We start from the raw sequence: 23,899 nt of genomic DNA, 5'->3' as shown, positions 1-23,899 counted from the left end.
CTCCCACCTCATCATTTCTTCTGATGTAGGCTGATAGCTGCGCATAAAAAACGGAATAGTATCAATAATGTTCATCGATTAGATCCAATCTTTCACATAAGCCACTAATCCGAGTACAGAACCAATTACAGCGCCAAAAAGCACATAATAACGTGTTTCGAGCTGCGCGAGCTTTTTTGTCAAACTAATCCCTCCTGACCTTTGTTCCTACTTTCTACGCTTATTTTTGGAAAAGGTTCAAGTTTTCGTTAAAGACGCTAATCCTGTATCGGCAGCACCGTCGAATCCTTAATCTCCCTCAGTGCCAGGCTGGTCTGAATCTTCGTGATCCCCAATTCATTCAGCTTCCTGATAAACATCTCCAGCCCCTTGCGATCCTTGCATGCTACTTTCAGCAGATAATCATACTCCCCTGTTAAACAATGACATTCTAAAACTTCCTTCATGGATTCCAGTGTTTTTTCAAGAGATTCCAGTCTTTCAGCCTGGTGCATATTGGTGCTCATGAACACGAAGCATAATAAATCAAAGCCCAGCTTCTCATGGCTTAAAATAGCCACATGCTTTTGGATATACCCTTCCGCTTCCAACCGCTTAATTCTCGCATGCACAGCCGGAGCAGACAGATTCACCCTTTTCGACAGTTCCAGATTGCTGATCCGAGCATCCTTTTGAAGCATATCCAAGATTTTTATATCCAGGTGATCTAATACCTTGCTTACAATTGATTCCACTATTCATCAGCCCTTTTCAATTATTCCAAATACTGATCAAATCATATGCTCAAACTGAATCTTCTAAACTTATAATCTGATATACTTTTAATTATTTTGAATTAAATCCATTATACAAAATTATCTTTTGTTTGATTTAAAAAATGTTAAAATTATTCATATAAATAATGTCATTGTGCACAATGGCTCTGAAAAGGAGCTAAATGACGTGAAATATTACCTTCTCCTTCTATTAACAAGTTTTCTTTGGGGCGGAAATTTTATTGTAGGAAAAACGCTTGTGGATCACGCATCCCCTATTACCTTAACCATTTTAAGATGGGCTATCGCCATCATCTGTCTTGTTCCTCTTGTATGGCATAAAGAGAAACGGCTGCTGCCTCCGAAAAATGCCATCCTGCCATTATTGCTGATGGGCATCACGGGAGTAGCTTTGTTTCAGGCACTGCAATTCATGGCCCTGGAAAAAACATCGGCCACCAGCGTTGGCTTAATCTCAACTTTAAATATGTTTTCCATTGCTGCCTTCTCTTTCATTTTTCTAAATGAAAAAATAAACACACTGCAGCTCATGTCCATGTTCGTTTCATTGTTTGGCGTACTGCTGGTCCTTTCAAAAGGAAGCCTGGAGATGCTGGTTTCGCTGCAGTTTAATAATGGGGACCTTTATATGATGGCCGCGGTGGGCATGTGGGGAATCTATTCGGTCTGCAGCAAATGGGCCATGTCTTTCGTTACACCTATGATGTCCATCTTATACTCAGGCATATTTGGCCTTCTCGTGCTTTTGCCGTTCAACACTGCTGGTTTCACCGTTACAGATGTCAGTGCTTCATTTCTTTTATCCATTCTGTATACGGGTCTAATTTCAACAGTCCTATGCATGGTGCTCTGGAACATCGGGGTCAACCAGCTGGGACCAAGCACTTCCGGCCTGTTCCTAAACTTTAATCCGATTTTTACAGCCATCTTAGCTTTTATCTTCTTAGGAGAGGTCATGAACTGGATACAAGCTGTCGGAAGCATCATTGTCATTGCAGGGTGTTTCTTATTCTCGGCACTTAAAACCAGGCCTGGAAAAACAACAATGGGGATTCCCGCACCAGTGTTCATGAGGGAGCCAGTTAAGGAGAGATAAAAATTAGTGCCTGTTCCGTTAAGAGAACAGGCACTTTGGAGCGGGACAGAGGGACAGGTTCCTCGTCCCAGTTGAAAATTGGTGACAGAATACCTGTCCCCTTCTCCCTTTCTAAATATTAGTGCGGTATTGAATGTGTTATCAAATAAAAAACCATTAATATACTAAATCCGCATAGCAAAATTAAAATCGCATAAAAAACCTTCCTCCATAATCCGCCTATGAAGTAGACACTTACTAAAAAGTAATAGATTAATGTACACCCCAAAATAAACAGCAGAAATTCTTTGGTTGATTCCTTTGAAGGCAGTGGCGTCGTTACATTTGTTAAAGCCAAACCTCCGAAAATAAATAGGCCTATACCATATAATAAATTTTTCAGGCTTACTTCTCTCTTATCATTTTGAGTTCTCAAGATACCCACCCCTCTTAAGTAATGGTACGAATTTCCATAGAGAAAGTTTCATCAAACGCCCTTTTTCTGCATATCTCAAACTGAGACAGCATATAAATTAGGTAGCTTATTTCAAAAGAACCCGAAGCAGTTAAGCCACACTAACTGTTTATATATCCGTTATAAGGGGGTGCTGAACGCAATGCGGTTTGCACCCCCAATTAATATTTCTTCCTTTGAACCCGTTATCATGTTTACAGGATTTCTTAATACAATTCTTTTAGAGGTGATAAAAAGTGCCAAGAGTACAATATACCGACAGTGACGTGGCTTTGATGGCAAGGATGATGAGGGCGGAAGCCGAAGGTGAAGGAAAACTGGGGATGCTGATGGTTGGGAATGTAATAGTTAACCGGCGAAAAGCTAATTGTCTCGATTTTGAAGGCTTAAGGACCATACCGCAAGTCATTTTCCAGATCCAGGGTGGAAATTATTCTTTTGAAGCTGTACAGAAAGGGAATGTTTTTTACAACAGGGCAAGAAGCGTGGAAAAGAGATTGGCCAAGCAAACCTTAGACTTTTGGAGACAGCATCCTTCCAAGTTTGCTCTCTGGTATTTCAATCCGTATGCTGCATGTCCGCCAACATGGTACGATCAGCCTTTCTCAGGGCAATTCAAACAGCATTGCTATTATGAACCCAAAGCTAATACTTGTGAAGGTGCTTATATTTGGTGAACAAGAACCCCCACATCTTTGTGGGGGTTCTTTGAATTCCTTTAGTGTATGTAAATCCCAAAAGAAATCTCTTAGTTACTATCCACATTCTTAAGGGCATCCGCATAATAATCATCTATTACCAGCATCGGTTCCTTTATAGATTCCAGGAGCCTTTCTATATTGACAGACTCCTTTTCCAGTTCTTCATTAACACTTCTCTAATCAGGTGCATCATCTCCCATGTCAAAAACAGACATGGCAGACAAATAGGAGTTAATACTTCTGCTCTCTCCGTTAGACTGTAAGGCGATATAAAACAAAGTGCCTGCATCTGCCTGCTTATAAGCAGACGGACACAGGCACTTCCCCGGCTTTTATTTAATATCCTTCACAAGCTCTCTCATCGAGTTAAGCTTCGAGGTCAATTCAAAAAACCATTCTTCATCTTCAGTGGAAAGGGCAAGGTCAATCAGGAAATGGATCTGTTCTTTGTTGGCTACTTTTGCTGCCGGCATTTTCTTAACCTGTTTGCTCAGCAGCGGAATGATTCTGCCTTCAATGGTTTTATTATCACTTGAAATTACTTTTGTCTTTATAATACCTTCTTCTAAGGTCTCGATATAGCCAATGATTAGTTCCCCTTCACGGGATTTTCCTTTAATCCAATCTCCCGCTTTTAAAATGGCATTATTGTTGGACATCATATTTTTTCACCTTCTTAAAAGAGATTTTTAAACTGTAATATTTTTTGTTACATTTTAACGAATGGAAAGCTTGTAAGCTCCCAATTAATTTTCTTTATAGATCAAATCAACAATATCCTTTAATGTATAGTGCTTTAAATATTCACCCAAATGTTCCTCTGCACCTAAAAAGATGTTGATCAGAACTCTTTGCATATTTGCACCCACCACACACGCTTCATTTGAATCCGGACACTTGGGCTGCAGTGCGCCTTCAGAAGTAATCTTATAAATATCCCAAAGATTCACTTCGCTTAAATCCCGGGCAAAAATAAATCCGCCGCCCGTTCCCTCTTTTGATTTAATAAATCCATGTTTTTTTAATAAACTCAGGACTTTTCGGATGCGGACCGGATGGACACCTGCACTTTCAGAAATCGCATCGCTCGTTGACATGCGATCCAGCTGCAGGGCGAGATAAGTTAGACTGTGAATGGCAAGAGTAAAATCGCTATTCATGGCCGGCCTCCTATATTTTCTGGTACTGTACTGTAATACTAAGTGTTACAGATTGACTTGTCAAGAATTTACAGACTGGTGCTGCCTAGTTAGCCAATCTTTGCAGTTCATTGTATGAAAACGTACGAAAGTTCCGTGGAAGGAAGCTGCGAATTTCGTCCTCGTTAAAGCCGACCTGGAGTCTTTTTTCATCCAGAATAATCGGTCTGCGCAGCATTTGCGGATTATTGATAATCAATTGATATAACTCTTTTAGCGGCATGGAATCAATATTCACGTTTAACTCCTGGAAAGCTTTTGATTTAGTTGAAATAATCTCCTCAGTCCCATTTTCTGTAAGACGAAGAATTGATTTAATTTCTTCCACTGTAAGCGGATCTGTTACAATGTTCCGTTCAACATACTCTATTTGATGCTCCTCAAGCCATGCCCGGGCTTTCCGGCAGGAACCGCAGCTTGATGATAAGAATAAATTCACCATTTAAAAACACTCCCTCTATTGAATTCGTCTTTATAAAAATGTAATAATAAACATTACAGTTAATACACAACTTAAGTTACATTCATTTATACTACAGGATATACTGTAATAATAATATTTACAGTTACAAAAGTCAATATGAACTTTCACTCAATCCTTCAGCCGATAATTATTTGAAGAGCTGATATAATATTACATATCTCATTTTTACTAAAAGGATGTTTCAATTGGATTGGAAACCTGATAGAAAATCAAAAACACCTATTTATAAGCAGCTTGCGATGTATATAGAAAACGGAATAGCAGATGGCACATTCCCCCCAGACAAACCGCTTCCTTCAGAAAGAGGATTAGCAAAACAGTTTGATATCAATAGAAGCACGGTTGTTGCTGCATATGATGAACTGGAGTCAAACGGGATAGTAGAACGAAATCAGGGAAGCGGCACAATGGTCAGCAAAGATATTTGGGGAATGGCCAAAAGACGCATCCCAAGCTGGAACCGGTATATTGAAGCAGGCTCCTTTTTGCCCAATTTGCCAGTCACACAAAGGATCCATAAAGAACTGGCAGAGACAAAACTGATCAACCTGGCCAGCGGAGAACTCTCTCAGGACCTCTTTCCTTTGGCTTCGCTAAGAGAGATTACTTCCAATCGATCTTTTATCGGGACACTGGGGTACGATCATCCTCAGGGAAATGAAATCCTGAGAAAAACACTGGCTGGCCATGTAAAAAAATTCCGGGACATCGAGACCAGCCCTTCTTCCATACTTATTACATCCGGTGCCCAGCAGGCCCTGCACCTTGTCGTCCAATGCCTCTTAAAACCCGGGGACTCTGTTGCCGTCGAGGATCCCTCTTATCACTACAGCCTGCCAATCTTTAAATCAGCCGGAGTCAAAACTTATTATTTAAAAACAGGCAAGGATGGAGTAAATCCGGATGATATTATAGCCTTATATAAAAAGCATCGAATTAAGATGATCTTTTTAAATCCTATTTTTCAGAACCCAACAGGCACATTGCTTCCTGAAGACAGGCGCAGAAAAATCCTTGAATTGTCCTCTGAATACGGGATTCCGGTGGTAGAAGATGATCCTTACAGCCTAACACCCTTTACCGGCGAAAAAATGAATACCCTCAAAGCCCTGGACCGCAGCGGCATTGTTTTATATATAAGCTCTTTGACCAAAATTGTCGCTTCCGGGCTCAGAGTCGGCTGGATCATTGGCCCCAGATCGGTAATTGAGCGGTTATCAGATGCCAAGCAGCAGGTCGATTTCGGTCATGGAAGCTATTCGCAATGGATTGCGAATGATTTTATTGAGTCCGCACGCTTTGAGTCACATTTAAAATTTCTGGCCAGGCAATTGGAACAGCGGAGAAACTCAATTATTTCAAGCCTGGATCATTTCCTGAAAGACCAAGTGGAATTCAGCATTCCGCAAGGCGGAATCCATCTTTGGTGCCGGATCAAAAAAGAGCACAATGAAAATCAGCTGCTTGAGGAATCAATTAAACGGGGTGTTATCTATGTTCCCGGAACAACCATGGGATCTGAGAATGGATTCGTGCGTTTTACGTTTGGCAGGGAAAATGAAGAAAACATCCATGAAGGAATTAAGCGGTTTGCTGAGGCTCTGAAAAATCTCGAATAATGAAAAAACGCCTGGTTTTTTCAGGCGTTTTTTCATTTTCATTAGATACTTAATTCATAATGATAAAATTGCTCATCTCGCTTAAACCCGATTTTTTCATAGAGTCTTTGTGCAGAGAAATTATCAGGAGCCGTACTGAGGCTGATATTTACCGCCCCTGTTTCAGCAGCGAGCTCTTTCGCTTTGTCTATGAGCTTTTCCCCTATTCCCTGTTTCCTTGCCTCTGCATCCACATACAAGTCATTCAGGATCCAGGCTCTTTTCATAGATATAGATGAAAAAGTTGGGTAAAGCTGAGTAAATCCAAGGTACTTTCCTTCCTTCTTCACCACATATATAACAGAATCGTTCTTCTCTAAGCGTTCTTTTATGTACTCAGCTGCTGCTTCCAAATCGGGTGCTTGTTTGTAAAATATACGATATAAATTAAATAAAGCGGAAACTCCTTCTCGATCCTCCATTGAAGCTTGATAGATTTCCATATTCATTACCACCTTTTTAGCATTAATTTACTAATTATAAAAAAATTAAAAAAACTTGTAAACTCCAAGGATTATTTATCCTTTTGGCGAGAGACCACTTATAGAATCTTTTCCGGGTTCTTCACTCTTAAAAATAATATATAGCCGCATTTCATACAAAAACAGGCTTCTACCTCAGAACATTTCAGGATTGCGTTTTTCTTAAACAGCGACCCATACCCTTTGAATTCACCTATTTCTGTTTTGTTTGAGCCGCATTCTGAACATACTCTAGGGTTATCCATAATCATTCACGCTCCTGCTTATAGATTGCTTACATGTGTTTGGTAGGCTTTATAAGATAAAAATATGGATATCAGCAGTGTACTAATCAGTACTAAAAAGAATCCAATAAGGACTAGATTCGATGGAAGGAACACACAGAAAAGCATGATTAATCCTCCAATAATCAATGGGAAAGCTAAGGGACGAACAGCGATGTTCCATGCTTGATGAGCAGATTGGGTTAATTCTGAAGAGGTGCGGGAAATTTCTAATTGAAATCTGGGAAGAGTATTTGCTGTGGTGATAAGGACAATCCCTACACTTAAAGGCACTAATAAAATGAAGCTGACTTCAAATCCAAGAACTAAAAGGATAAAACCGAAATGAAGCATGGCCAATATTAGGCTTATAGACAAAAATATACTTTCAAATCCTTTTTATATCGTAGATAAGAACTATGGGTTTTTATCATTTTTGGAAGAAAAAATAAGCTGCTGTTTACAATGATCATCGTAAAAGGAATACTAAATAATAATACAGGCAATGGCCCATATCCCGTTGCTTCTAATGCCAAATTTGATCCATATAAATACATGCTTACACCAAAAGCAAAAAGGATTAAAATAATGTTGAAGAACTTTTTAAGCATTAATCATTCCCCTTTGTATTTGTTTGAAATTGAACAATCCATTTTAGAACTTCCTGAAATACTGTTGAATTTAAAGAATAATAAACATATTGCCCCCTTTTCACGGAATATACCAGCTCAGCATTTTTCAGAACAGACAAATGCTGAGATACACCTGCTTTACTCATTTCAAAATGCTGTGCAATTTCTCCCGCTGTTAAATCTCCATGCTTTAAGAGGTCCAAAATCCTCCTTCTGTTTTCGTCAGATAGTGCCTTAAATAATTCATTGATGGCCAACTATTGTACCTCCGTTAATATTTAAGTATTTACTTAATTACTTAAATTATATACATTTGGATTAATATGTCAATACTATTTTTGTTATTTTTTGAAATTTTAGAAAACCCAAGAGATAACTGCTGCCTCTGGGGGTTTAATTACATCCCCCTCCTGCAGACATAAAAAAAGCCTAAATCACTAAAGATCCAGGCGTCTATTTGATATTCTTATTTTAACTGGCCTTGATTGCCAGCGAACTGTTTTGAAGGCTATCAGAAATCAGGCTATATGCGATGACCTTTTTCCTGCGCTGTTTGACCACATCAATACGGTCCTTATAACTAAATATGAACAGCCTGTCATCTCTGTCCAGAAACTCGATAACTATCGGGGTTCCACACTTCTCCGGCTGTAAAAAAAGCTGTTCGTTCCCAGGATGGATATAATGTTTCTTAATAAATATTCCTTCATTGAACTGATTGATAATCTGAAGTTTCTCCTTATCTTCCAGCCTATGATCACCAATTGTGACTGTAACCTCTTTCTCATCAAGCCTGGAATGAGTTTCAAATTTCCGGATCAGCCAATTAACCGTGCCGGTCGGCATACAGGTCAGCACGATTTTCAGCAGACTAACGAGAATAATAGGTACCAATACTGCCCATGTCATCTTTCTTCATCTCCTTCTGTATTTAAATCCGCCAAATATAAACTCCGAGAGAAGCTAATCCGATAAAAATAATAACCACATATATTAAGGTTAAATTGGTTGTGTTCCGTTTTGTTGAACTTCCATAGTTCTCATCAGCCTTGCCTGTCAGCAGCAAAGTCGAAACCACAGCAAAAATTAAGATAATTAGAACCAGCCCAAGCATTATTCCCATGCTGCGCACCTCTTCTTTTACATTTTAATAAACTTCTATAACTAAATAATATCGTAAACTGGCCAACAATTAACCATCCAATTAGATATAAATTTAACCATCCACTTTCACCATATAAAAATGCCGCTCCCAGCTTATAATCGGTACGGCATAATATTCTTGAATTCTACTTATCAGGCATAGAAAAGGCCGTTGAACCATTTTCTTCATGCTCTAATTTTTTATGAATCTGTTCAACCACTTCCAATGCTCTTTCATGAGAGTCATATTCCCCTAGCACTCTACTCCAATATACAAAAAAACTCCTGCTGATTATTCCTTCCACAGTTTTCCCTTTAACGGTTACCTCTTTCACATTGACTAAGCTTCTCTTATTTTGCGTCATAACCCACAGCATTAATTTCCTCCTATCGGCTCCTCTTTAAATCTAAAAAACCCACCTTTTCATCTGATGTTCCTCTTTCCTTCCATACAATGAAAAAAAGAAGTTCATCTTTCTGGTCATAATAACCGCAGTCCCTGCACTCCCAATAATAGTTTCCTTTTTTATCAAAATCCGGATAGCCTCCTTCATAATCATCCGGGAAAATTCTATAATCCGCTCGCTCAACGGTACCTGTCCCTTTATAGCGGATCTTAATGGAGTGACTTCCTTCGAAACCAGTCAGCTTAGCATTAATTTCAACTGACCAATCCCCGTTTTCACCCGTATAACGGACCGTTTTGGTTTTTAACATTACCTCATAAATTGTAAAAATCAAGACTATAACTAAGAATAACCATATAAGTTTCTTTTTCAAAATAAACACCTCTGTATAAGAGATGTCCCTATCTACCAAAGTATTACTATTAATCTACTAAGGACTTGTCAAAAAATACTCCCTCATTTCATCTGGCAGCTCTTCCACGGCAAGTACTTTACATTATAATAGCTGGCAGTTAATTTTTTCGAGTGAAATCTGGAAAAATTATGTTATTATTATCAAAGACTATTTTTAAGCGGAGAAAAAAATGAAGAAAATAATAAAATTGATGATCGGAATAAGCTTTCTTTTTTACCTATGTGCATTAACGGTACTGCTCTTTTTTATGTCGAGAGGATTTTGGTCAGACATGCCGTTAATGGAATATATGAAGTTTTCCTCAAACTTTGTGCCCTTTAAAACAATTAATGGGTATGTGATGGCTATTTCCAATGGAAGCATGAATTTAATCATTCCTATAAAAAACCTTGCCGGCAATGTGGCTGCATTTTTGCCAATGGGAATTTTTCTGCCCTATTATATTAGAAGGCTTAACAGACTTAAGTCATTTACAATTACCATGACGGTCATGATCCTGAGTGTGGAAATTATACAGCTGGTCACAAGAAGAGGCAGTTTAGATATTGATGACTTTATACTAAATATCATTGGAGCGTTAATAGGGATTGGATTATGGAAAGCCATGACAGCCCGGAAAGTAAGAAAAAATGCAGTGAACGTATAATAAATGCCTGTCTAACGGATGTAGACAGGCATTTCCATTATCTTGTTTTTTTAAAAATTAATCTAATCAGCAGCAGCCCATTTATTCCTAGCATAATTACAGCCAAAATCGTTAAAAGGGCAATATCAGGTGCAAAGACAGAGATGGAATGCCAAGGAGAAGATGTGCTAAATGTGAAAAGAGGGACTAGTGCTGCTGACAGGCCAATAAAAAGCAGCCCTAAGAAAAGTCCCATTCCCTTTTTTAAAAACTTCTGGGTTCTTAATCTTTTCCATAAATAGATTGAAAGTATAACTAGCAGCAGGACACATCCCAGCACAATGTATTGTATGGTCAGACTAAGATTAGGTACTTGTTCAGGCTCATCGCCATTCAAAAGACTAATAATATGATTTTTCAGATAGTAAAGCCCATCTTCCTCTAAAATATGATTCTTATTGGTCAGAATCACGCCGCCCCAGCCGGTTTCCGGAATATAAAAGACTTCTGCATGCGAATCAGGGGTAGAACCAGAATGCCAGATGGTTTCTTTGGGAGTATCCGGATGTGATATGCGTATTCCTAAACCATAATATCGGTCTTCTCCTGTCTGGACCTGCGGTGTCATAAATAAATCCAAAGTTTTGTCACTGATAAAATGATCCGGCCCTTTCCCGCTCAATAATTTTACAAATTGAACCATATCTGCAGAACTGGCTGTAATGTATCCGTATGGTGCGCCTGCATTATCATAGGCTACAGAACTTTTCACCGGCATTCCCAACCAGGATTGATAGCCGCTGAGGTATCCATTCTTATAAGCTCCCTCCTTATTAGCTGCAGCATTTTTCATCCCTAAAGGTTCAAAGATCTGCTTCTGCATATACTCCGCATATGACATTCCTGTTAGTTCTTCAATCAGCGCACCCAGAACTAAAAAATTGGCATTGCTGTATTGATGCTTCTCACCAGGCGCAGCAGTCAGTTCAACTTCTGACAATTTCTTGACTTGATTCTTAATAGCATTACTGCCTGTTAACTCTTTATCAGATAGTGCCAGTCCATCGTAGGTGCTCAACCCGCTTGTCTGCGCGAGCAATTGCTCCACTGTTATTTCGGCAGCTCTCCCATTTTTCAGTGTAAACCAGGGAAGATATTCTTGAATGCTGGCTTCCAGGCGGATGGTTCTATTATCAGCTAATTTCATAATGGCCATTCCCGTTAATGATTTGCTTATGGAGCCAATCGTAAAAGGAGTTTGTTCTGTAACCTCCTCCTCTGATTCTTCAGTAACTCCCCATGATTTTGAAAAAAACAGCTCATTATTATGGACGATGGCAACTGAAGCTCCAGGAACTTGATATTCTTCCAGGTAATCCTTAATGCCCTTTTCAATTTTTGCTTCGATATCTTCCTTAGCTGAAGCCGGATATTCAAGCGAAGTAATACTAATTGAAGTGAGCAGGAAAAGAAGCAGTATTATTTTTAATAAATTGGACGGCAAGAATGGCATTTGATCCCTCCCTCAATAATTGCTGATTTTCAAAGGATAGGGTGCTAAAAGAATATTTATCGACACGATCCCTTTCTTGGTTTCATCTTATCTGTATTTCGAAATTGCTAAAATGACCTTCAGCTTTATTTTCAAATAAGGCTTGAGCCGTAGCAGATGATCAGACTATTTGCATCAAGATGGAGAATTTGGAAAAAGAAGATACGTTAATACGGACTAATGGAAGGTACACTATGGGGTAAGAAAACAAATAAAGATGACTGCAGCGCACAAGCCTTTTTTCGCTTTTAGTATTGGAGGTCCTCCTATGTTTGGCTATGTTGATTCTTTTTAATTCATATGCAAATCCTACACCTAAACACTCTGCTTTTTCTTCATTATTATCTCTCCTTCTTTATTAAACACAACCACGGTTGCCACGTTATCCGGGTACATGCACTGATTGCGGTCATATGCATACTTTATCTGAGAAATTCATTTCCCAAAAGGACTGAGCAGAAATGGTTAAATATTTGGATTACACCTCTCCGTCTTTAAATTACTTTTTTGATGTGAACAAAAGCAATCTGATGAAAAAAGATAATCGAAATTTAATAAATATATTAGGCATTCAGCAATTAAACACGCTGGAAGATGTCTCCCTTCTGGACATCTATCTAAGCAAAAATAATGTGATAGAACCTCATTATCACCAAAACGCTGCTGAATTGGTTTATTGCATTTCGGGAGCCGCAACGGTTTCATTACTTAATCCATTTACAAAACAAATCCAGAATTATTACATTACTCCCGGGCAGGTAGCCAATGTCCCTCAGGGCTGGTGGCATTATGAGGTAGCAAATACCGACAGCACTCACCTGCTGGCCATCTTTAATGCTCCTACTCCGGAAGTCATCCTGGGATCTGACATTCTCAAATTAACTCCTTCAAATATAATGGCGCACACTTATTGTATGGATGAAAAGCAATGGAAAAAGACCGTAGCTCCTGTTCAGCCTTCAGCCTTTATCGGCCCGACGAAAAACTGCAGCAGAAATGCTTATAGCACGGAATCAAACCAGCAATATCAATACACACAGCAATATCCCCCTCAACACATGTATTATTATTGAGGTTTTTACAGGCATGGATATTCCCATGCCTGTCTTCTAAGATTCTCTTAGCATATACAAGTCTTCCGCTTTACCCCAACCCGATCCTTCGACTCTACCTTCTCAATATATTCCTTGGCCAAAGGCACTTTATTTTCATGTTGCATTTTTTTACAAAAAAGGATAATTTTAATTCATAAAGAATAAAATGTTACATCTGCTGATTAGGGTGCAAACCTTACAGCACTGCAAGGGGAAAACGAGAAAATATGTTATGGAAAAAGGGGATTGAAACACATGCAAAAGTATAGAAGGAGAAATACGCCAGCTTTTACATTTTTAGCATACTTTACACTGATTGCCGGCGTCGGTTTGTTTCTGATCGGACTTTACAATGCTGATATGGAGCTTAATGAAAAAGGGTATTATATTGCGGTCATGCTCCTGGTGGCGGTTGGGTCCATTCTGACTCAGAAAGTAACACGGGACAATGCCGAAGATGCAGAAATCATGGCAGAGCAGGAGCGCAGATCAGCTAAAATTGAGCAATAATACCCAAGCTCAGAAATGCTTCAGGGCTTTTTCTTTTCATTAAAGTAAAAATGTGTTGACTTTAACACTTAAAAGCGTTTAAGATATAAAGCATCCAAATACTTAAATGCTTTGAAGGAATTGAAGTAATGGTATCCTCCCTGTTGCAGAGAGCTGGTGGTGCTGAAAACCAGTACATAGGAGATCATGAATTACGTTTCTGGAGCTTCTTATTTCTTTTCCTGAAATAAGACGGTTTAGCCGTTATTCTGTGAAGTGGTAAGTTCTTTACTTACAATCAGGGTGGTACCGCGAATAAATTCGTCCCTGCTGAATGAAAATTCAGCAGGGATTTTTTATATCTGTTCACTTTCGCACTTAAAAGCGTTTAAGCATAAAAACCAATAAAAGGAGACATACCAAATGAAGAAATCGATACCCCTGCACTTACGTCCTTTTACAGCCCAGCAGCATTACAATGCATACAGCCCCATTGATCATGCAGTTTGGAGATATGTGATGAGGCAAAATCATCATTTCCTTGAGGACATCGCCCATGAAGCATTCACTTCAGGCCTGAAGGCGTCCGGCATTTCCATTGACAGCATTCCAAGGGTAAGTGAAATGAACAATCATTTAGATAAAATCGGCTGGGGAGCTGTCATTGTCGACGGATTGATTCCCGGTACAGCTTTTTTTGATTTTCAAGCGCATGGCATCCTTCCAATTGCAACGGATATACGCCAGAAGACCAATATCGAATACACACCCGCTCCTGACATTCTCCATGAAGCGGCGGGGCATGCACCGATTTTATTTGATGAAACATACTCAGAGTTTGTTAAATTAATTGGAAATATCGGCGCCAACGCTTTTGCGACAAAAGAAGAACATGATGTGTTTGAAGCAACCAGGCATTTATCGATTGTCATGGAAAGTCCTGCTTCAACAGAAGTAGAAATTGTAGCAGCCAAACAGCGATTAAAGGAAAAGCAGCAGCTCGTGAAAGGACTTTCTGAAGCTGAGCAAATCTCCCGTATTTTCTGGTGGACAGTCGAATTTGGCCTGATTGGCGATCTGCAGCAGCCCAAAATCTTCGGTGCAGGACTGCTGTCATCTGTAGGGGAAAGCAAACATTGCCTGTCCGATCAGGTGATGAAGCGCAGGTTCACAATTGAAGACGCAATTAACACCAGCTATGACGTTACATCTATGCAGACTCAGCTATTTGTTTGCGAAAGTTTTGAACAATTGATAGAGGAAGTGACGAGATTCGGCGAGTCGATGGCCTTCAGGAAAGGCGGTACGAAGGCTATCGAAAAAGCGATCGCTTCAAGCCAGGTTGCACACATCGAACTCAATTCTGGAATTCAGATTACTGGTCTTTTCACTGATATCATGAAAGATGCAGAAGGTGAAGCCATCTATGTCAAAACGTCAGGTCCAAGTGCCCTTTCGATTCAAAATGAACAAATTAATCATCATGGTCCTGATATTCATAATGAAGGCTTTGGAGCTCCTATCGGAAAACTGGCTGGAGGCATTAAGCTGGAGAATCAAACTGAACAAAGCCTGAAGAAGCTCGGCATTGAGATGAATAAAATGATGCAAATCACCTTCGAAAGCGGAGTAGAAATTTCCGGCCATGTGACGAATCTATTATTTAATCATGATTCCCTTGTCTTAATATCACTTGAAGAATGTCTCGTCAAAAAGGGAGAAGAAATCTTGTTCCATCCCACTTGGGGCACATACGATTTAGCTGTGGGCAGCCAGATTGTTTCTGCACGGCCCATTGCAGCAGATTACGCTGCATACCACGGGGAATCTGTTATAAACGAAGAAAGCCCAAAAGAAGGAACAACCCTTACGCCTCTGGAAGAACTATATGCGGAAGTAAGGCAAATCCGGGAAACGAATTTCCCTCAGGATGTCCTTCTTCAGAGTGTTATCGGAAAAATTCTCGATGAGTTCCCGGAAGAATGGCTGCTTCAGCTGGAAGTTTTGGAACTGCTTGAAAAGCATGACAAAGAATCGCCTTTGAAAAAACTGCTCCTGGACCAGCTTGAAAAGTTAAGTAGGGAAGAACGCTATGTCCGGCTGATTCAAAACGGACTCGATGTCATCTTTGATCGGAGGCATGTCACAGTATGACAAGATTAAGTGAAGAAGAAATAGCCCGGCAACTATCCACGCTGCCGGACTGGAAAAGAAAAGACAGCAAATGGATTGATCGCCGTTATCGCTTCAAAGAATATTTGGAAGGTATCGCATTCGTAAATAAAATAGCGGACCTTGCCGAAAACGAAAATCACCATCCTTTTATCGCCATTCAATATAAAATGGTGATCGTCTCCCTCACTTCCTGGAGTGAAAATGGGCTGACTGGACTGGATTTTAAGATAGCCCAGCAGATAGATGATATTTATCTTGCAGACCATTATTAGAAAAAAATAAGTGCCTACTCATGAGGCAAGATAAATCCCCAACCACAAAGAATAAAAAAAATGCCCCATTTAGAATGAAAACTAACTGGGGCTTTTTCCTATAATGCTGACTGCAAATCCTCAATTAAATCTTCAGCATCTTCCAGGCCAACCGAAATGCGAATTAGGCCATCTTTAATTCCTAATTCCAAACGACGTTCTCTCGGAATCGATGCATGCGTCATTTTGGCTGGAAGGGAAATCAGGCTTTCAACTGCTCCCAAACTTTCTGCCAGTGTAAAATATTTTACTTTTTTCAGCACCTCTTCTGCCTTTTCACCGGTTCCGGCATCAAAGGAAATCATTCCGCCAAAGCCCCGTGCCTGCTTCGAGTGAATGTCATACCCTTTATGATCTTTAAATCCTGGATAATAAACCTTTGAAACCTGCGGATGATCGGAAAGAAAATGTGCCACCCTTTTCGCATTTTCTTCAATTTCCTCCATCCGAATGGCCAGTGTCCGAATTCCCCTGATTAATAGCCAGCTATCCTGCGGTCCGAGAACAGCACCGATTGAATTTTGGATGAAATGCATATCTGCTGCGAGCTGTTCGGAATTCACCACAACCAGCCCGGCAACAACATCACTATGTCCGCCTATATATTTGGTGGCACTATGCAGGACTATATCTGCACCCAATTCAATCGGATTTTGCCAGTAAGGGGTACTGAAGGTATTATCCACAATCATAAGCAGATTCTTGGATTTGGCCAGTTTGGAGATTCCGGCCAAGTCTGTAATCTTCAGCAATGGATTCGTTGGCGTCTCAACATAGATAGCCTTTGTATTTTCCTTTATCGCCGCCTCTACAGCAGCCGAATCACTTGTATCCACAAAGGTTACATCTACATTATATTTAGATAAGACCTTTGTCACTAAGCGATAAGATCCGCCATACACATCATCTGTGAAAATAACATGATCTCCTGTTGAAAATAAGTGCATTACAGAAGAGATAGCCGCCATGCCCGAACCGAAAGCAAAGCCTCGGTATCCGCCTTCCAGATCCTTTATTAATTCCTCAAGAGCATGCCTGGTCGGATTCCCTGTTCTTGCGTACTCATAAACAAAATTTCCCACACCATCTTGTTTAAACGTACTGGCATGGTGGACAGGTATGGAGACAGCACCTGTATGTTCATCTCTGGAGATGCCGCCGTGAATCATTTGTGTTTTCTTTCTCATTGTTCATCCTCCTCATAAATAGATTTACTTAAATACCGCTCACTGCTGTCAGGAAAAATGGTGAGAATATTCGTGCCAGGCGGAGCATTTTCAGCTTCTCTCAGTACTGCTTCGAAAGCAGCTCCCGACGAACTTCCAACTAAGTATCCTTGCAGCAATGCCAGCTCCTTCACTCGTTTGAATGCATCTTTATCTGAAATCGTATGAATGGCGTCAAATAAGCCTATTTCCATATACGGTGGCAAAAACTCCATCCCGATTCCCTCGGTTCGATGCGGCCCTGCCTTTCCGCCATTTAAAATGGAGCCTTCAGGTTCGACGATAACTGTTTTTATCTTTGGATTCTTTTCTTTAAGATATCTGGCGCAGCCCATGAACGTACCGCCAGTCCCTGCTCCAGCTGCAAAAATATCAATCTTCCCATCTAACTCTTCGAAAACCTCAGGTCCCAATGTTTCATAATACGTTAGCGGGTTATTCTCATTGCTGAATTGCTGAGGACTATAGGAATTAGGAATCTTCTTCAGCAGTTCCTCTGCCTTCTTAATAGCACCTTCCATGCCTTCTTCAGTTGGCGTATTAATCACTTCTGCCCCTAACGCCTTCATTAGTTCCTGCTTTTCAATGCTGAATTTTTGAGGTACGACACAGATGACTTTGATCTTCGTTCCAATTGCAGCCAGCGCTAAGCCGATCCCTGTATTCCCTGCAGTCGGTTCAATTACAGCACCATCTTCCGAGAGAAGCCCATCCCCAATCGCAGTCTGAATCAGCTTCTGTCCTAACCGGTCCTTTACACTGCCTCCCGGGTTAAAATATTCAAGCTTTGCGAAAACATTTACTCCTTGCGGAATAGCATAGTGTTTGATTTTCACAAGAGGGGTATGCCCAATCAGTTCTTTCACACAGCTGTGATAATTCATCGTCAGCACCTCTGTTTTTCACAAAGAATGGTTACGCTTCTCCATTCCGTTCTTTGGAAATTTATTGCGTTATCTTTAATTCATATTATTCCTACTTGTATAGTATGTTTTAAATTTTTTTTTGTCAATTATCGGCTAAAAAATCATCTGGAGACGGAGATTTAAGGAAAATTCCAAAGTTGCCAAGCGAGATATTTATTCATACTATACCAATAAGCATTATAAGAATTATAAGGAGTGATTTTTCAATGGGCCGTGAATTTGTAGATTTGTTTGACCATTGGGCAGAATCCTATGATCAGGCTGTAACGGGTAAAGACCTTGAATATCAAGAGGTGTTTTTGAATTATGAACAAATTCTCAATGAAGTTGCCGATCTTGTTAATGGAAATGTGGTGGAATTTGGTACAGGTACGGGGAACTTATCTCAAAAGCTCCTGGAGAAAGGCTGTTCAGTAGTCGGAGTGGAACCTTCTGCTGCCATGCGGAAAATAGCAAGCAAAAAAATGCCTCATCTCACATTATTAGATGGTGATTTCTTAAACTTTCAATTGATTGGCCCCATAGATGCCTTCGTCAGCTCCTACGCATTCCATCATTTAGAAGACAGCGAAAAAGCCAATGCCATCTCTAAATACAGCACCCTCCTTTCAACTGGCGGAAAAGTTGTTTTTGCCGATACTGTCTTTGGAAGCAAGGACGAAAAAGAGACTTTTATCCACGAAGCTAAAAAAAAACATTACCTCAGCCTGGCGCAAGACCTGGAAACAGAATACTATACAACCATCCCCATATTAGAAAGAATGTTTCATTCCAATGGATTCTCTGTTGAGTTTAAGCAGCTAAATCGATATGTGTGGCTTATAGAAGCAGAGAAACTTTAGGAAACCGAAGCTCAATTACTGAAAACCCTGCTGACTCATGAGTTATTCAGCAGGATTTTCTCTGCCTTAAGCATCCAGTTTGACTTCTAAAATATTTTGGAGTATATTAATTGACGTATCAATCATTGACCTATCAATTATCTAAAAGGCGGGGGATGCTGTGTTCAAATGTTCAAAGAAAGAAGAAATAATTGCCGCCCGGCTGTTTGAGCTCAGTAAGCAGACAATGCCGAAGTTTGAACGCTGTACAGGCATCAGCCAGTCACGGCTTGAGATTCTTCGGGAGCTTTTTGAAGCGGAAGAAATTACGCAGCGGGAGCTTCAGAAAAAAGTGAATATTGATCATGCTGCTGTCACAAGACACCTTAAGCAGCTTGAAGAAAAACGCATGGTAATCCGCAGGAAAAGTCCTGAAGATAATCGCTATACCTATGTCAGCCTGACAGAAGAAGGAAAAACAAAAATTGCTGCTTACTGTGAAGAAAAACACCGGTTTATTTCCAGCATCCTGAACGGTTTTTCGGAACTTGAGCGAAGCACGCTATTAGATATGCTCACACGCATTCAAGAGAATGTAGATAAATTGTGATTCCACATCCAGAAAAGCATAAAGGAGAGTTCATTATGAATAAAACAGTTATCAACGACTTTAAGGAAATCATCACAGGACGCCGTTCCATCCGTAATTATGACCCAACAGTCAAAATCAGCAGAGAAGAAATGGCTGAAATCCTGGAAGAAGCGTCTTTAGCTCCTTCATCCGTTAACCTGCAGCCATGGCGCTTTGTTGTCATTGATTCAAAAGAAGGCAAAGAAACACTGGCACCGCTCGCAAAATTCAATCAAAGGCAAGTGGAGACTTCAGCAGCTGTCATTGCCGTCTTTGTTGATATGAAGAGTGAAGCATTCATTGAAAAAATTTATGATACAGCCGTTGAAAAAGGATACATGCCTGCTGATGTAAGAGACAAGCAGGTGCCATCCATCAAAGGTTTAGTGGAAAACATGACATTCGAGCAAAAGAAAGATATGAACCTGATCGATGCTGGTCTCGTATCCATGCAGCTAATGCTTGCAGCACGTGCCCATGGCTATGATACAAATCCAATTGGAGGCTATGAAAAAGACCGCATCGCTGAAGCATTCCATCTGGACAGGGAACGCTACTACCCTGTCATGCTTATCTCAATCGGCAAAGCCGCTGATCAGGGCTATAAATCTGTCCGCCTGCCTGTTGAAGATATCACGGAGTGGAAATAACTCATAAAGGAGAAATATAACATGATCATTATTCATGCTGGCTTCCAAGTACAAACTGATAAAGAAAATGATTTTCTTGCTGAAATCCATCGGCTTATTGATGCCTCTAGAGCAGAAGAAGGCAATATCTCTTATGACCTTTTAAAAGATACAGAAAAAGAGGGTTCCTATACGATGGTGGAATTATGGAAGGGTATGGACGCTGTGAAGTTCCACAATCAGACTGAACATTTTACATCATTTACAGCAAAGGCTCCTCAATATTTTGCTGCACCTCCTCAGGTGAAGGTGTATGATGCACAGTCTGTAGATAAAAAATAAATTATACAGAAAAAGACGCTTGGGATATAAATTCCCAAGCGTTTTATTATGGATATACAGTTTGATTTAATTTACAATCTCTGCCTGGGGATTTCTAATCTTTTTATTTATTGTTCTCTTTCTGATCATGATAAGCAATGAGAATGACTTCTTCTCCCTTTTCTTCGCTTAACTGCTTCTCAAGATTATGCACCTGTTGCAGATCTCCGTCGGACAAATTTGCAAATTGATATTCTTTATCCATTTTTCATCACCTTTTCGTAATAGGATACCTAAAGTTTGTGTTTTCCAAGCATTTTTATACACAAAAATACCCGGTTTCAATCTCTATTTAATCCCCAAAATAGCAATGGCAATGACAGTTAACACCAGGCTCAGCAGCAGTGACATGCCCCAGTGTTTCTTTTCGGTCATCTTGAATAAAACATTCATTACTGAACTGATTGCCAGAAAAATAAAGAATACAAATAAAAAAATCATAAATTCCATTATCGCTTAACCTGCCCTCTGCCCAGTTTCGCAAGGAAATAAGAAGAGCATCCCATCATCATGCCTCCGAAGATCCCCATGAAACTGCCGGTGACTGTCCAATAGGCAGACAGAAAGATGCCGGACATAAACAAAATCAGCCCTCCTATAAACAGGGCCATTCCCATTTTCATTGCTTCTCCCCACCTGTTCCACTAGCCTAAATCTTTCACAACCGCCATTTCCTTCCCAAAACGGTGGCCATGATCTGCAAATCCCAAACTTGCATAAAGCTTGTGTGCCCCAAGATTCTCAGGATGGTAGCCTACTGCAATTTTTTTCGCATTCGGCAGTTTCGCCATCTCCGCAATCATCAGATCCATCGCTTTTTGGCCTATTCCCTTGCCTTGGTGCGCCTTGTCAACCATAATTCGATAAATCCAGTAAGCATCCAATTCTTCTATACATGTATTAAACATTAAGAAGCCGACAGCTTTATCTTCCAAGTAAATCACATACGGTCTCAGCGCTGTTTCAAATTTAGATTGCGTAATGGAAACAGCATTCGGCTCCATATAGGCTTTTTGTACCTCTGAAAGCTCCAACAGGCAGCAATCATACCAATTGTCTGCTGTTACTTCTTCAATTCTCACTTTGGCAGTATTCATATTAATTTCCCCTTTTCACATTTTGGGGAAACGCTGATTTTAATTAGGCGTTTTCCCCTTATTTTTATCCATAATAACTAAAGTTTTATTTAGCATAATGAACGCCTCCTTTTACTAAATTGTCAGAAAAATAAACACCCACTCATTATACTATAATATTCCAATAAATGCGCACATGGGAATTCAGTTATTTTTTCTATGGAAAGGCCATATATAATATATTGATTCAGTAAAAAAGGGGAGGATGCGATAATATGCCAGCGAAGCAAATTCGTTTACGGAGAATCCAAAGCCTTGCTCACGACATTATGGTAGAAATGAATTCGAAGGAAGACCATAAGAAGAATGACTCATACAGAACAGTGATTGATGACCTATCACGTGCAATTGGGGAACTATCTGATCCATCAGGTGATTATTCATTGGATTATGTAGAAGAAAAAATAGGCACTGCTCACTATAAGATTTTTAATAACATGAAAAAACTGACGCCTCTTCGAAAAACAAAAGAATCAGCAAGATGAAAATTTTTTGAATGAAACTGATAATTATTATCAATAATAAATAAAGAAGGTAACCAAATCGGTTACCCCTTAGCTTAAACTTCTGGTTCAAACGTTTTACAGTCTGTCTCTTTACTATTGGACGCCTGCTTGCCTTTATGGCTGACAACGTAAATAGCTTCTGCACCACACTTATTTCCCTGTTCCCAATAAGTGCAGTTATTTACTTCACAAAGAACATCTTTAGCCATGTATATCACCCCCTGTTTTATTATTTTTAGCCAGACAGGATGGTGATATACTTGCTTGTTTAGTTATCTATGTTCCACTCTTCTTTCAAAATCGCATAATAATATTCATCCCACCACTCATCGCCATGAGGAATGCACTTTTTGAAAAAGCCTTCCCGCCTCATGCCGATTTTCTCCATCACCCGGTAAGAAGGCGGATTCTCGGGCTGGCAGGTTGCAATAATCCGGTGAAGCCCAAGTTCTTCAAAGCCATATTTCAACACTGCATATGCTGCTTCTGATGCGTAGCCTTTATTATAAAACTTCGGATTAAACACCCAGCCAATTTCATATGTATGATCGCCAAAATACTTATGAAAAGCGACATGGCCAATCAGTACCTCTTCATTTTTTAAAAGAACGGGAAAATGCTCTGCTTTTTCGGTATTCATGCGGATAAACTCTTTAGCAGCTTCTTCTGTAAAAATACCACCTGGAATGTATTTCATTACTTCTGGATTTGATGTGTACTCATAAACTGCCTGCCAGTCTTCTGACTCGAACTTTCTTACGGTTAATCTCTTTGTTTTAATGTCCATCGTCTTTTCCCCTATTAAAATTTATAAAGAGAGTATTCTTCTCTTTTGGAAAAATCCCCTCTAAATTCTGGAATATTTCATTGTGAACCCTCCTTAATGTTTATTCACTATATAAAAAGTGTAAATAACTTATATCTCAAATAGATAAGGAGAGGTTTAAATGGCATTAGTAAAAGAGTTTAGCACAATTAATGAAGCTGTTCAGGCGGCCAATTCTTTGCATGGCAGAGGTGTCGCAGAAAATGAAGTGTTCGTTCTTGCACATGATGATAGCATAACAGATACGGTAGCCGACCACTCTGAAGCTAAAAAAATTGGCGTGGATGAAACTGGGCTGGGGACAGCTTTCAAAAACATGTTCCAAAGCCAGGGAGATGAACTCCGTACTAAAATGGAGGAAATTGGACTATCTCAAGCTGAGGCAGAATCATATGAAAAAACGCTTGATAAAGGCAAAATTCTGCTGATTTGCAAAGATGATAACCAAAGCAGCTTCTTAGGATACTAAATCATAATAAATTTAACTGGTTCAAAGGGTAATCACCCTTTGAACCTTTTTATATAGCTGACTTTTTTCTGCACGAAAACAGCATCCGTATCGGATGCTGTTTTCAGGTCAAGTTTATTTATTGATTATTATTCTCTTCAGACGGCTCTTCATCCATATCTGGCTCTTCTTCATCCATATTTTCTTCACTAGGCTCTTCCGTTACATCTGGTTCCTGGTTATCTTCCTGATTTTCCATTTCCATGTTTTCCTCATCTTCCGGAGGTGGGTCCTGCTCAGAAGCACATCCTGCTAACATTAATCCTGCTCCTAATGGAATCGATAATAGTAGATTTTTGTATTTCATGTGATGTCATCTCCTTTTGCAGTATTATGTTTCTATTAAGACTATT

General features: G+C 39.8%; 34 protein-coding genes and 1 other annotated feature. Of the genes, 14 read left to right on the top strand and 20 right to left on the bottom strand.

Annotated elements, in window-relative coordinates; translation table 11 throughout:
- Positions 1-257: 257 nt before the first annotated feature.
- Positions 258-734 carry an Lrp/AsnC family transcriptional regulator gene (locus IRB79_RS04175; protein WP_243506877.1) on the bottom strand — a complete coding sequence of 159 codons (477 nt, stop codon included), beginning with the start codon at positions 732-734 and terminating at the stop codon, positions 258-260.
- Between the two features lie 208 nt (positions 735-942).
- Between IRB79_RS04175 and IRB79_RS04170 the strand changes: the two genes are divergently transcribed.
- Together IRB79_RS04170 and IRB79_RS04165 are read left to right on the top strand one after the other, a co-directional pair.
- A complete protein-coding gene (locus IRB79_RS04170; protein WP_243506876.1) occupies positions 943-1,872 on the top strand; it encodes a DMT family transporter in 930 nt (309 codons plus the stop codon).
- A gap of 690 nt (positions 1,873-2,562) precedes the next feature.
- Positions 2,563-3,003: a cell wall hydrolase gene (locus tag IRB79_RS04165; RefSeq protein ID WP_243506875.1), complete on the top strand. Its 441-nt coding sequence runs from the start codon at positions 2,563-2,565 to the stop codon at positions 3,001-3,003.
- 356 nt (positions 3,004-3,359) lie between these two features.
- On the opposite strand, the gene IRB79_RS04160 is transcribed toward IRB79_RS04165, so the two are convergent.
- From IRB79_RS04160 to spxA, 3 genes are all read right to left on the bottom strand, one after another.
- A complete protein-coding gene (locus IRB79_RS04160; RefSeq protein WP_243506874.1) occupies positions 3,360-3,689 on the bottom strand; it encodes an IDEAL domain-containing protein in 330 nt (109 codons plus the stop codon).
- An 84-nt stretch (positions 3,690-3,773) separates the two neighbouring features.
- Positions 3,774-4,187, bottom strand: a complete 414-nt coding sequence (locus IRB79_RS04155) for an RrF2 family transcriptional regulator (protein WP_113884237.1) — start codon at positions 4,185-4,187, stop codon at positions 3,774-3,776.
- A gap of 85 nt (positions 4,188-4,272) precedes the next feature.
- The gene (spxA, locus tag IRB79_RS04150) at positions 4,273-4,668 is read right to left on the bottom strand and encodes a transcriptional regulator SpxA (protein ID WP_243506872.1); all 396 of its coding nucleotides are present in this window, start codon (positions 4,666-4,668) and stop codon (positions 4,273-4,275) included.
- Between the two features lie 227 nt (positions 4,669-4,895).
- On the opposite strand from spxA, the gene IRB79_RS04145 reads away from it, so the two are divergent.
- Positions 4,896-6,329: a MocR-like pyridoxine biosynthesis transcription factor PdxR gene (locus IRB79_RS04145; RefSeq protein ID WP_243506870.1), complete on the top strand. Its 1,434-nt coding sequence runs from the start codon at positions 4,896-4,898 to the stop codon at positions 6,327-6,329.
- 41 nt (positions 6,330-6,370) lie between these two features.
- Here the strand turns inward: IRB79_RS04145 and IRB79_RS04140 are convergent, their stop codons facing one another.
- From IRB79_RS04140 to IRB79_RS04115, 6 genes are all read right to left on the bottom strand, one after another.
- Positions 6,371-6,811, bottom strand: a complete 441-nt coding sequence (locus IRB79_RS04140; RefSeq protein ID WP_243506869.1) for a GNAT family N-acetyltransferase — start codon at positions 6,809-6,811, stop codon at positions 6,371-6,373.
- Between the two features lie 912 nt (positions 6,812-7,723).
- The gene (locus IRB79_RS04135) at positions 7,724-7,996 is read right to left on the bottom strand and encodes an autorepressor SdpR family transcription factor (RefSeq protein ID WP_243509212.1); all 273 of its coding nucleotides are present in this window, start codon (positions 7,994-7,996) and stop codon (positions 7,724-7,726) included.
- A gap of 220 nt (positions 7,997-8,216) precedes the next feature.
- Positions 8,217-8,654, bottom strand: a complete 438-nt coding sequence (locus tag IRB79_RS04130; RefSeq protein ID WP_243506868.1) for a YfmQ family protein — start codon at positions 8,652-8,654, stop codon at positions 8,217-8,219.
- A 22-nt stretch (positions 8,655-8,676) separates the two neighbouring features.
- Positions 8,677-8,868 carry a hypothetical protein gene (locus IRB79_RS04125; protein ID WP_035325451.1) on the bottom strand — a complete coding sequence of 64 codons (192 nt, stop codon included), beginning with the start codon at positions 8,866-8,868 and terminating at the stop codon, positions 8,677-8,679.
- Between the two features lie 166 nt (positions 8,869-9,034).
- Positions 9,035-9,265, bottom strand: a complete 231-nt coding sequence (locus tag IRB79_RS04120) for a hypothetical protein (RefSeq protein WP_243506867.1) — start codon at positions 9,263-9,265, stop codon at positions 9,035-9,037.
- Positions 9,266-9,275: 10 nt separating this feature from the next.
- Positions 9,276-9,605 (bottom strand): hypothetical protein, encoded by a 330-nt coding sequence (locus tag IRB79_RS04115; RefSeq protein WP_243506866.1) that lies wholly within the window; start codon positions 9,603-9,605, stop codon positions 9,276-9,278.
- A 274-nt stretch (positions 9,606-9,879) separates the two neighbouring features.
- Between IRB79_RS04115 and IRB79_RS04110 the strand changes: the two genes are divergently transcribed.
- A complete protein-coding gene (locus IRB79_RS04110; RefSeq protein WP_243506865.1) occupies positions 9,880-10,356 on the top strand; it encodes a VanZ family protein in 477 nt (158 codons plus the stop codon).
- Positions 10,357-10,393: 37 nt separating this feature from the next.
- Here the strand turns inward: IRB79_RS04110 and IRB79_RS04105 are convergent, their stop codons facing one another.
- Positions 10,394-11,848 (bottom strand): serine hydrolase domain-containing protein, encoded by a 1,455-nt coding sequence (locus IRB79_RS04105; RefSeq protein WP_243506864.1) that lies wholly within the window; start codon positions 11,846-11,848, stop codon positions 10,394-10,396.
- 500 nt (positions 11,849-12,348) lie between these two features.
- Here IRB79_RS04105 and IRB79_RS04100 point away from each other — a divergent pair, with 500 nt between their 5' ends.
- The 4 genes from IRB79_RS04100 (at position 12,349) to IRB79_RS04085 (ending at position 15,917) form a co-directional block, all read left to right on the top strand.
- Positions 12,349-12,960, top strand: a complete 612-nt coding sequence (locus IRB79_RS04100; RefSeq protein ID WP_243506863.1) for a cupin domain-containing protein — start codon at positions 12,349-12,351, stop codon at positions 12,958-12,960.
- A gap of 276 nt (positions 12,961-13,236) precedes the next feature.
- Positions 13,237-13,491, top strand: coding sequence for a YiaA/YiaB family inner membrane protein (locus IRB79_RS04095; RefSeq protein WP_009335475.1), 255 nt, complete (start codon positions 13,237-13,239; stop codon positions 13,489-13,491).
- 102 nt (positions 13,492-13,593) lie between these two features.
- Positions 13,594-13,802, top strand: a binding site (T-box leader).
- 91 nt (positions 13,803-13,893) lie between these two features.
- Positions 13,894-15,624 carry an aromatic amino acid hydroxylase gene (locus IRB79_RS04090; RefSeq protein ID WP_243506862.1) on the top strand — a complete coding sequence of 577 codons (1,731 nt, stop codon included), beginning with the start codon at positions 13,894-13,896 and terminating at the stop codon, positions 15,622-15,624.
- Positions 15,621-15,917 carry a 4a-hydroxytetrahydrobiopterin dehydratase gene (locus IRB79_RS04085; RefSeq protein WP_243506860.1) on the top strand — a complete coding sequence of 99 codons (297 nt, stop codon included), beginning with the start codon at positions 15,621-15,623 and terminating at the stop codon, positions 15,915-15,917. Before IRB79_RS04090 ends, IRB79_RS04085 begins: the two co-directional genes overlap by 4 nt.
- 98 nt (positions 15,918-16,015) lie before the next feature.
- On the opposite strand, the gene IRB79_RS04080 is transcribed toward IRB79_RS04085, so the two are convergent.
- Together IRB79_RS04080 and IRB79_RS04075 are read right to left on the bottom strand one after the other, a co-directional pair.
- Positions 16,016-17,143 carry a bifunctional cystathionine gamma-lyase/homocysteine desulfhydrase gene (locus IRB79_RS04080; protein ID WP_243506859.1) on the bottom strand — a complete coding sequence of 376 codons (1,128 nt, stop codon included), beginning with the start codon at positions 17,141-17,143 and terminating at the stop codon, positions 16,016-16,018.
- Complete coding sequence (locus IRB79_RS04075) at positions 17,140-18,066, bottom strand: PLP-dependent cysteine synthase family protein (RefSeq protein ID WP_243506858.1); 927 nt, start codon at positions 18,064-18,066, stop codon at positions 17,140-17,142. Before IRB79_RS04075 ends, IRB79_RS04080 begins: the two co-directional genes overlap by 4 nt.
- Positions 18,067-18,314: 248 nt before the next feature.
- Here IRB79_RS04075 and IRB79_RS04070 point away from each other — a divergent pair, with 248 nt between their 5' ends.
- From IRB79_RS04070 to IRB79_RS04055, 4 genes are all read left to right on the top strand, one after another.
- Positions 18,315-18,950 (top strand): class I SAM-dependent DNA methyltransferase, encoded by a 636-nt coding sequence (locus IRB79_RS04070; protein ID WP_243506857.1) that lies wholly within the window; start codon positions 18,315-18,317, stop codon positions 18,948-18,950.
- A gap of 160 nt (positions 18,951-19,110) precedes the next feature.
- Positions 19,111-19,539 carry a MarR family winged helix-turn-helix transcriptional regulator gene (locus IRB79_RS04065; protein ID WP_243506856.1) on the top strand — a complete coding sequence of 143 codons (429 nt, stop codon included), beginning with the start codon at positions 19,111-19,113 and terminating at the stop codon, positions 19,537-19,539.
- A 35-nt stretch (positions 19,540-19,574) separates the two neighbouring features.
- Positions 19,575-20,210: a nitroreductase family protein gene (locus IRB79_RS04060; protein ID WP_243506855.1), complete on the top strand. Its 636-nt coding sequence runs from the start codon at positions 19,575-19,577 to the stop codon at positions 20,208-20,210.
- Between the two features lie 21 nt (positions 20,211-20,231).
- A complete protein-coding gene (locus tag IRB79_RS04055) occupies positions 20,232-20,531 on the top strand; it encodes a putative quinol monooxygenase (protein WP_243506854.1) in 300 nt (99 codons plus the stop codon).
- Between the two features lie 103 nt (positions 20,532-20,634).
- Here IRB79_RS04055 and IRB79_RS04050 read toward each other — a convergent pair whose 3' ends face one another.
- The 4 genes from IRB79_RS04050 to IRB79_RS04035 form a co-directional block, all read right to left on the bottom strand.
- A complete protein-coding gene (locus tag IRB79_RS04050; protein WP_243506853.1) occupies positions 20,635-20,775 on the bottom strand; it encodes a hypothetical protein in 141 nt (46 codons plus the stop codon).
- A gap of 83 nt (positions 20,776-20,858) precedes the next feature.
- The gene (locus IRB79_RS04045) at positions 20,859-21,020 is read right to left on the bottom strand and encodes a hypothetical protein (protein WP_206845150.1); all 162 of its coding nucleotides are present in this window, start codon (positions 21,018-21,020) and stop codon (positions 20,859-20,861) included.
- On the bottom strand, positions 21,020-21,193 hold the full coding sequence (locus IRB79_RS04040) for a hypothetical protein (protein WP_243506852.1): 174 nt from the start codon (positions 21,191-21,193) through the stop codon (positions 21,020-21,022). The genes IRB79_RS04045 and IRB79_RS04040 overlap by 1 nt, the downstream gene beginning before the upstream one ends.
- Positions 21,194-21,214: 21 nt before the next feature.
- Positions 21,215-21,667 (bottom strand): GNAT family N-acetyltransferase, encoded by a 453-nt coding sequence (locus tag IRB79_RS04035; RefSeq protein ID WP_243506850.1) that lies wholly within the window; start codon positions 21,665-21,667, stop codon positions 21,215-21,217.
- A gap of 254 nt (positions 21,668-21,921) precedes the next feature.
- Between IRB79_RS04035 and IRB79_RS04030 the strand changes: the two genes are divergently transcribed.
- Positions 21,922-22,191, top strand: coding sequence for a hypothetical protein (locus IRB79_RS04030; protein WP_243506848.1), 270 nt, complete (start codon positions 21,922-21,924; stop codon positions 22,189-22,191).
- Between the two features lie 74 nt (positions 22,192-22,265).
- Here IRB79_RS04030 and IRB79_RS04025 read toward each other — a convergent pair whose 3' ends face one another.
- Positions 22,266-22,421 (bottom strand): DUF1540 domain-containing protein, encoded by a 156-nt coding sequence (locus IRB79_RS04025; protein WP_221879847.1) that lies wholly within the window; start codon positions 22,419-22,421, stop codon positions 22,266-22,268.
- Between the two features lie 59 nt (positions 22,422-22,480).
- Positions 22,481-22,999, bottom strand: coding sequence for a GNAT family N-acetyltransferase (locus IRB79_RS04020; protein ID WP_243506846.1), 519 nt, complete (start codon positions 22,997-22,999; stop codon positions 22,481-22,483).
- A gap of 160 nt (positions 23,000-23,159) precedes the next feature.
- Here IRB79_RS04020 and IRB79_RS04015 point away from each other — a divergent pair, with 160 nt between their 5' ends.
- Positions 23,160-23,507 (top strand): YflT domain-containing protein, encoded by a 348-nt coding sequence (locus IRB79_RS04015; protein ID WP_243506844.1) that lies wholly within the window; start codon positions 23,160-23,162, stop codon positions 23,505-23,507.
- Positions 23,508-23,625: 118 nt separating this feature from the next.
- Here the strand turns inward: IRB79_RS04015 and IRB79_RS04010 are convergent, their stop codons facing one another.
- Entirely contained in the window at positions 23,626-23,853 is a 228-nt protein-coding gene (locus IRB79_RS04010; RefSeq protein ID WP_221879850.1) for a hypothetical protein, read from the bottom strand.
- Between the last annotated feature and the right edge of the window lie 46 nt (positions 23,854-23,899).

The organism is Cytobacillus oceanisediminis (genome assembly GCF_022811925.1).
GTDB classification, from domain to species: domain Bacteria; phylum Bacillota; class Bacilli; order Bacillales; family Cytobacillaceae; genus Cytobacillus; species Cytobacillus oceanisediminis_D.
This window is presented reverse-complemented; position numbering and strand designations above follow the sequence as displayed.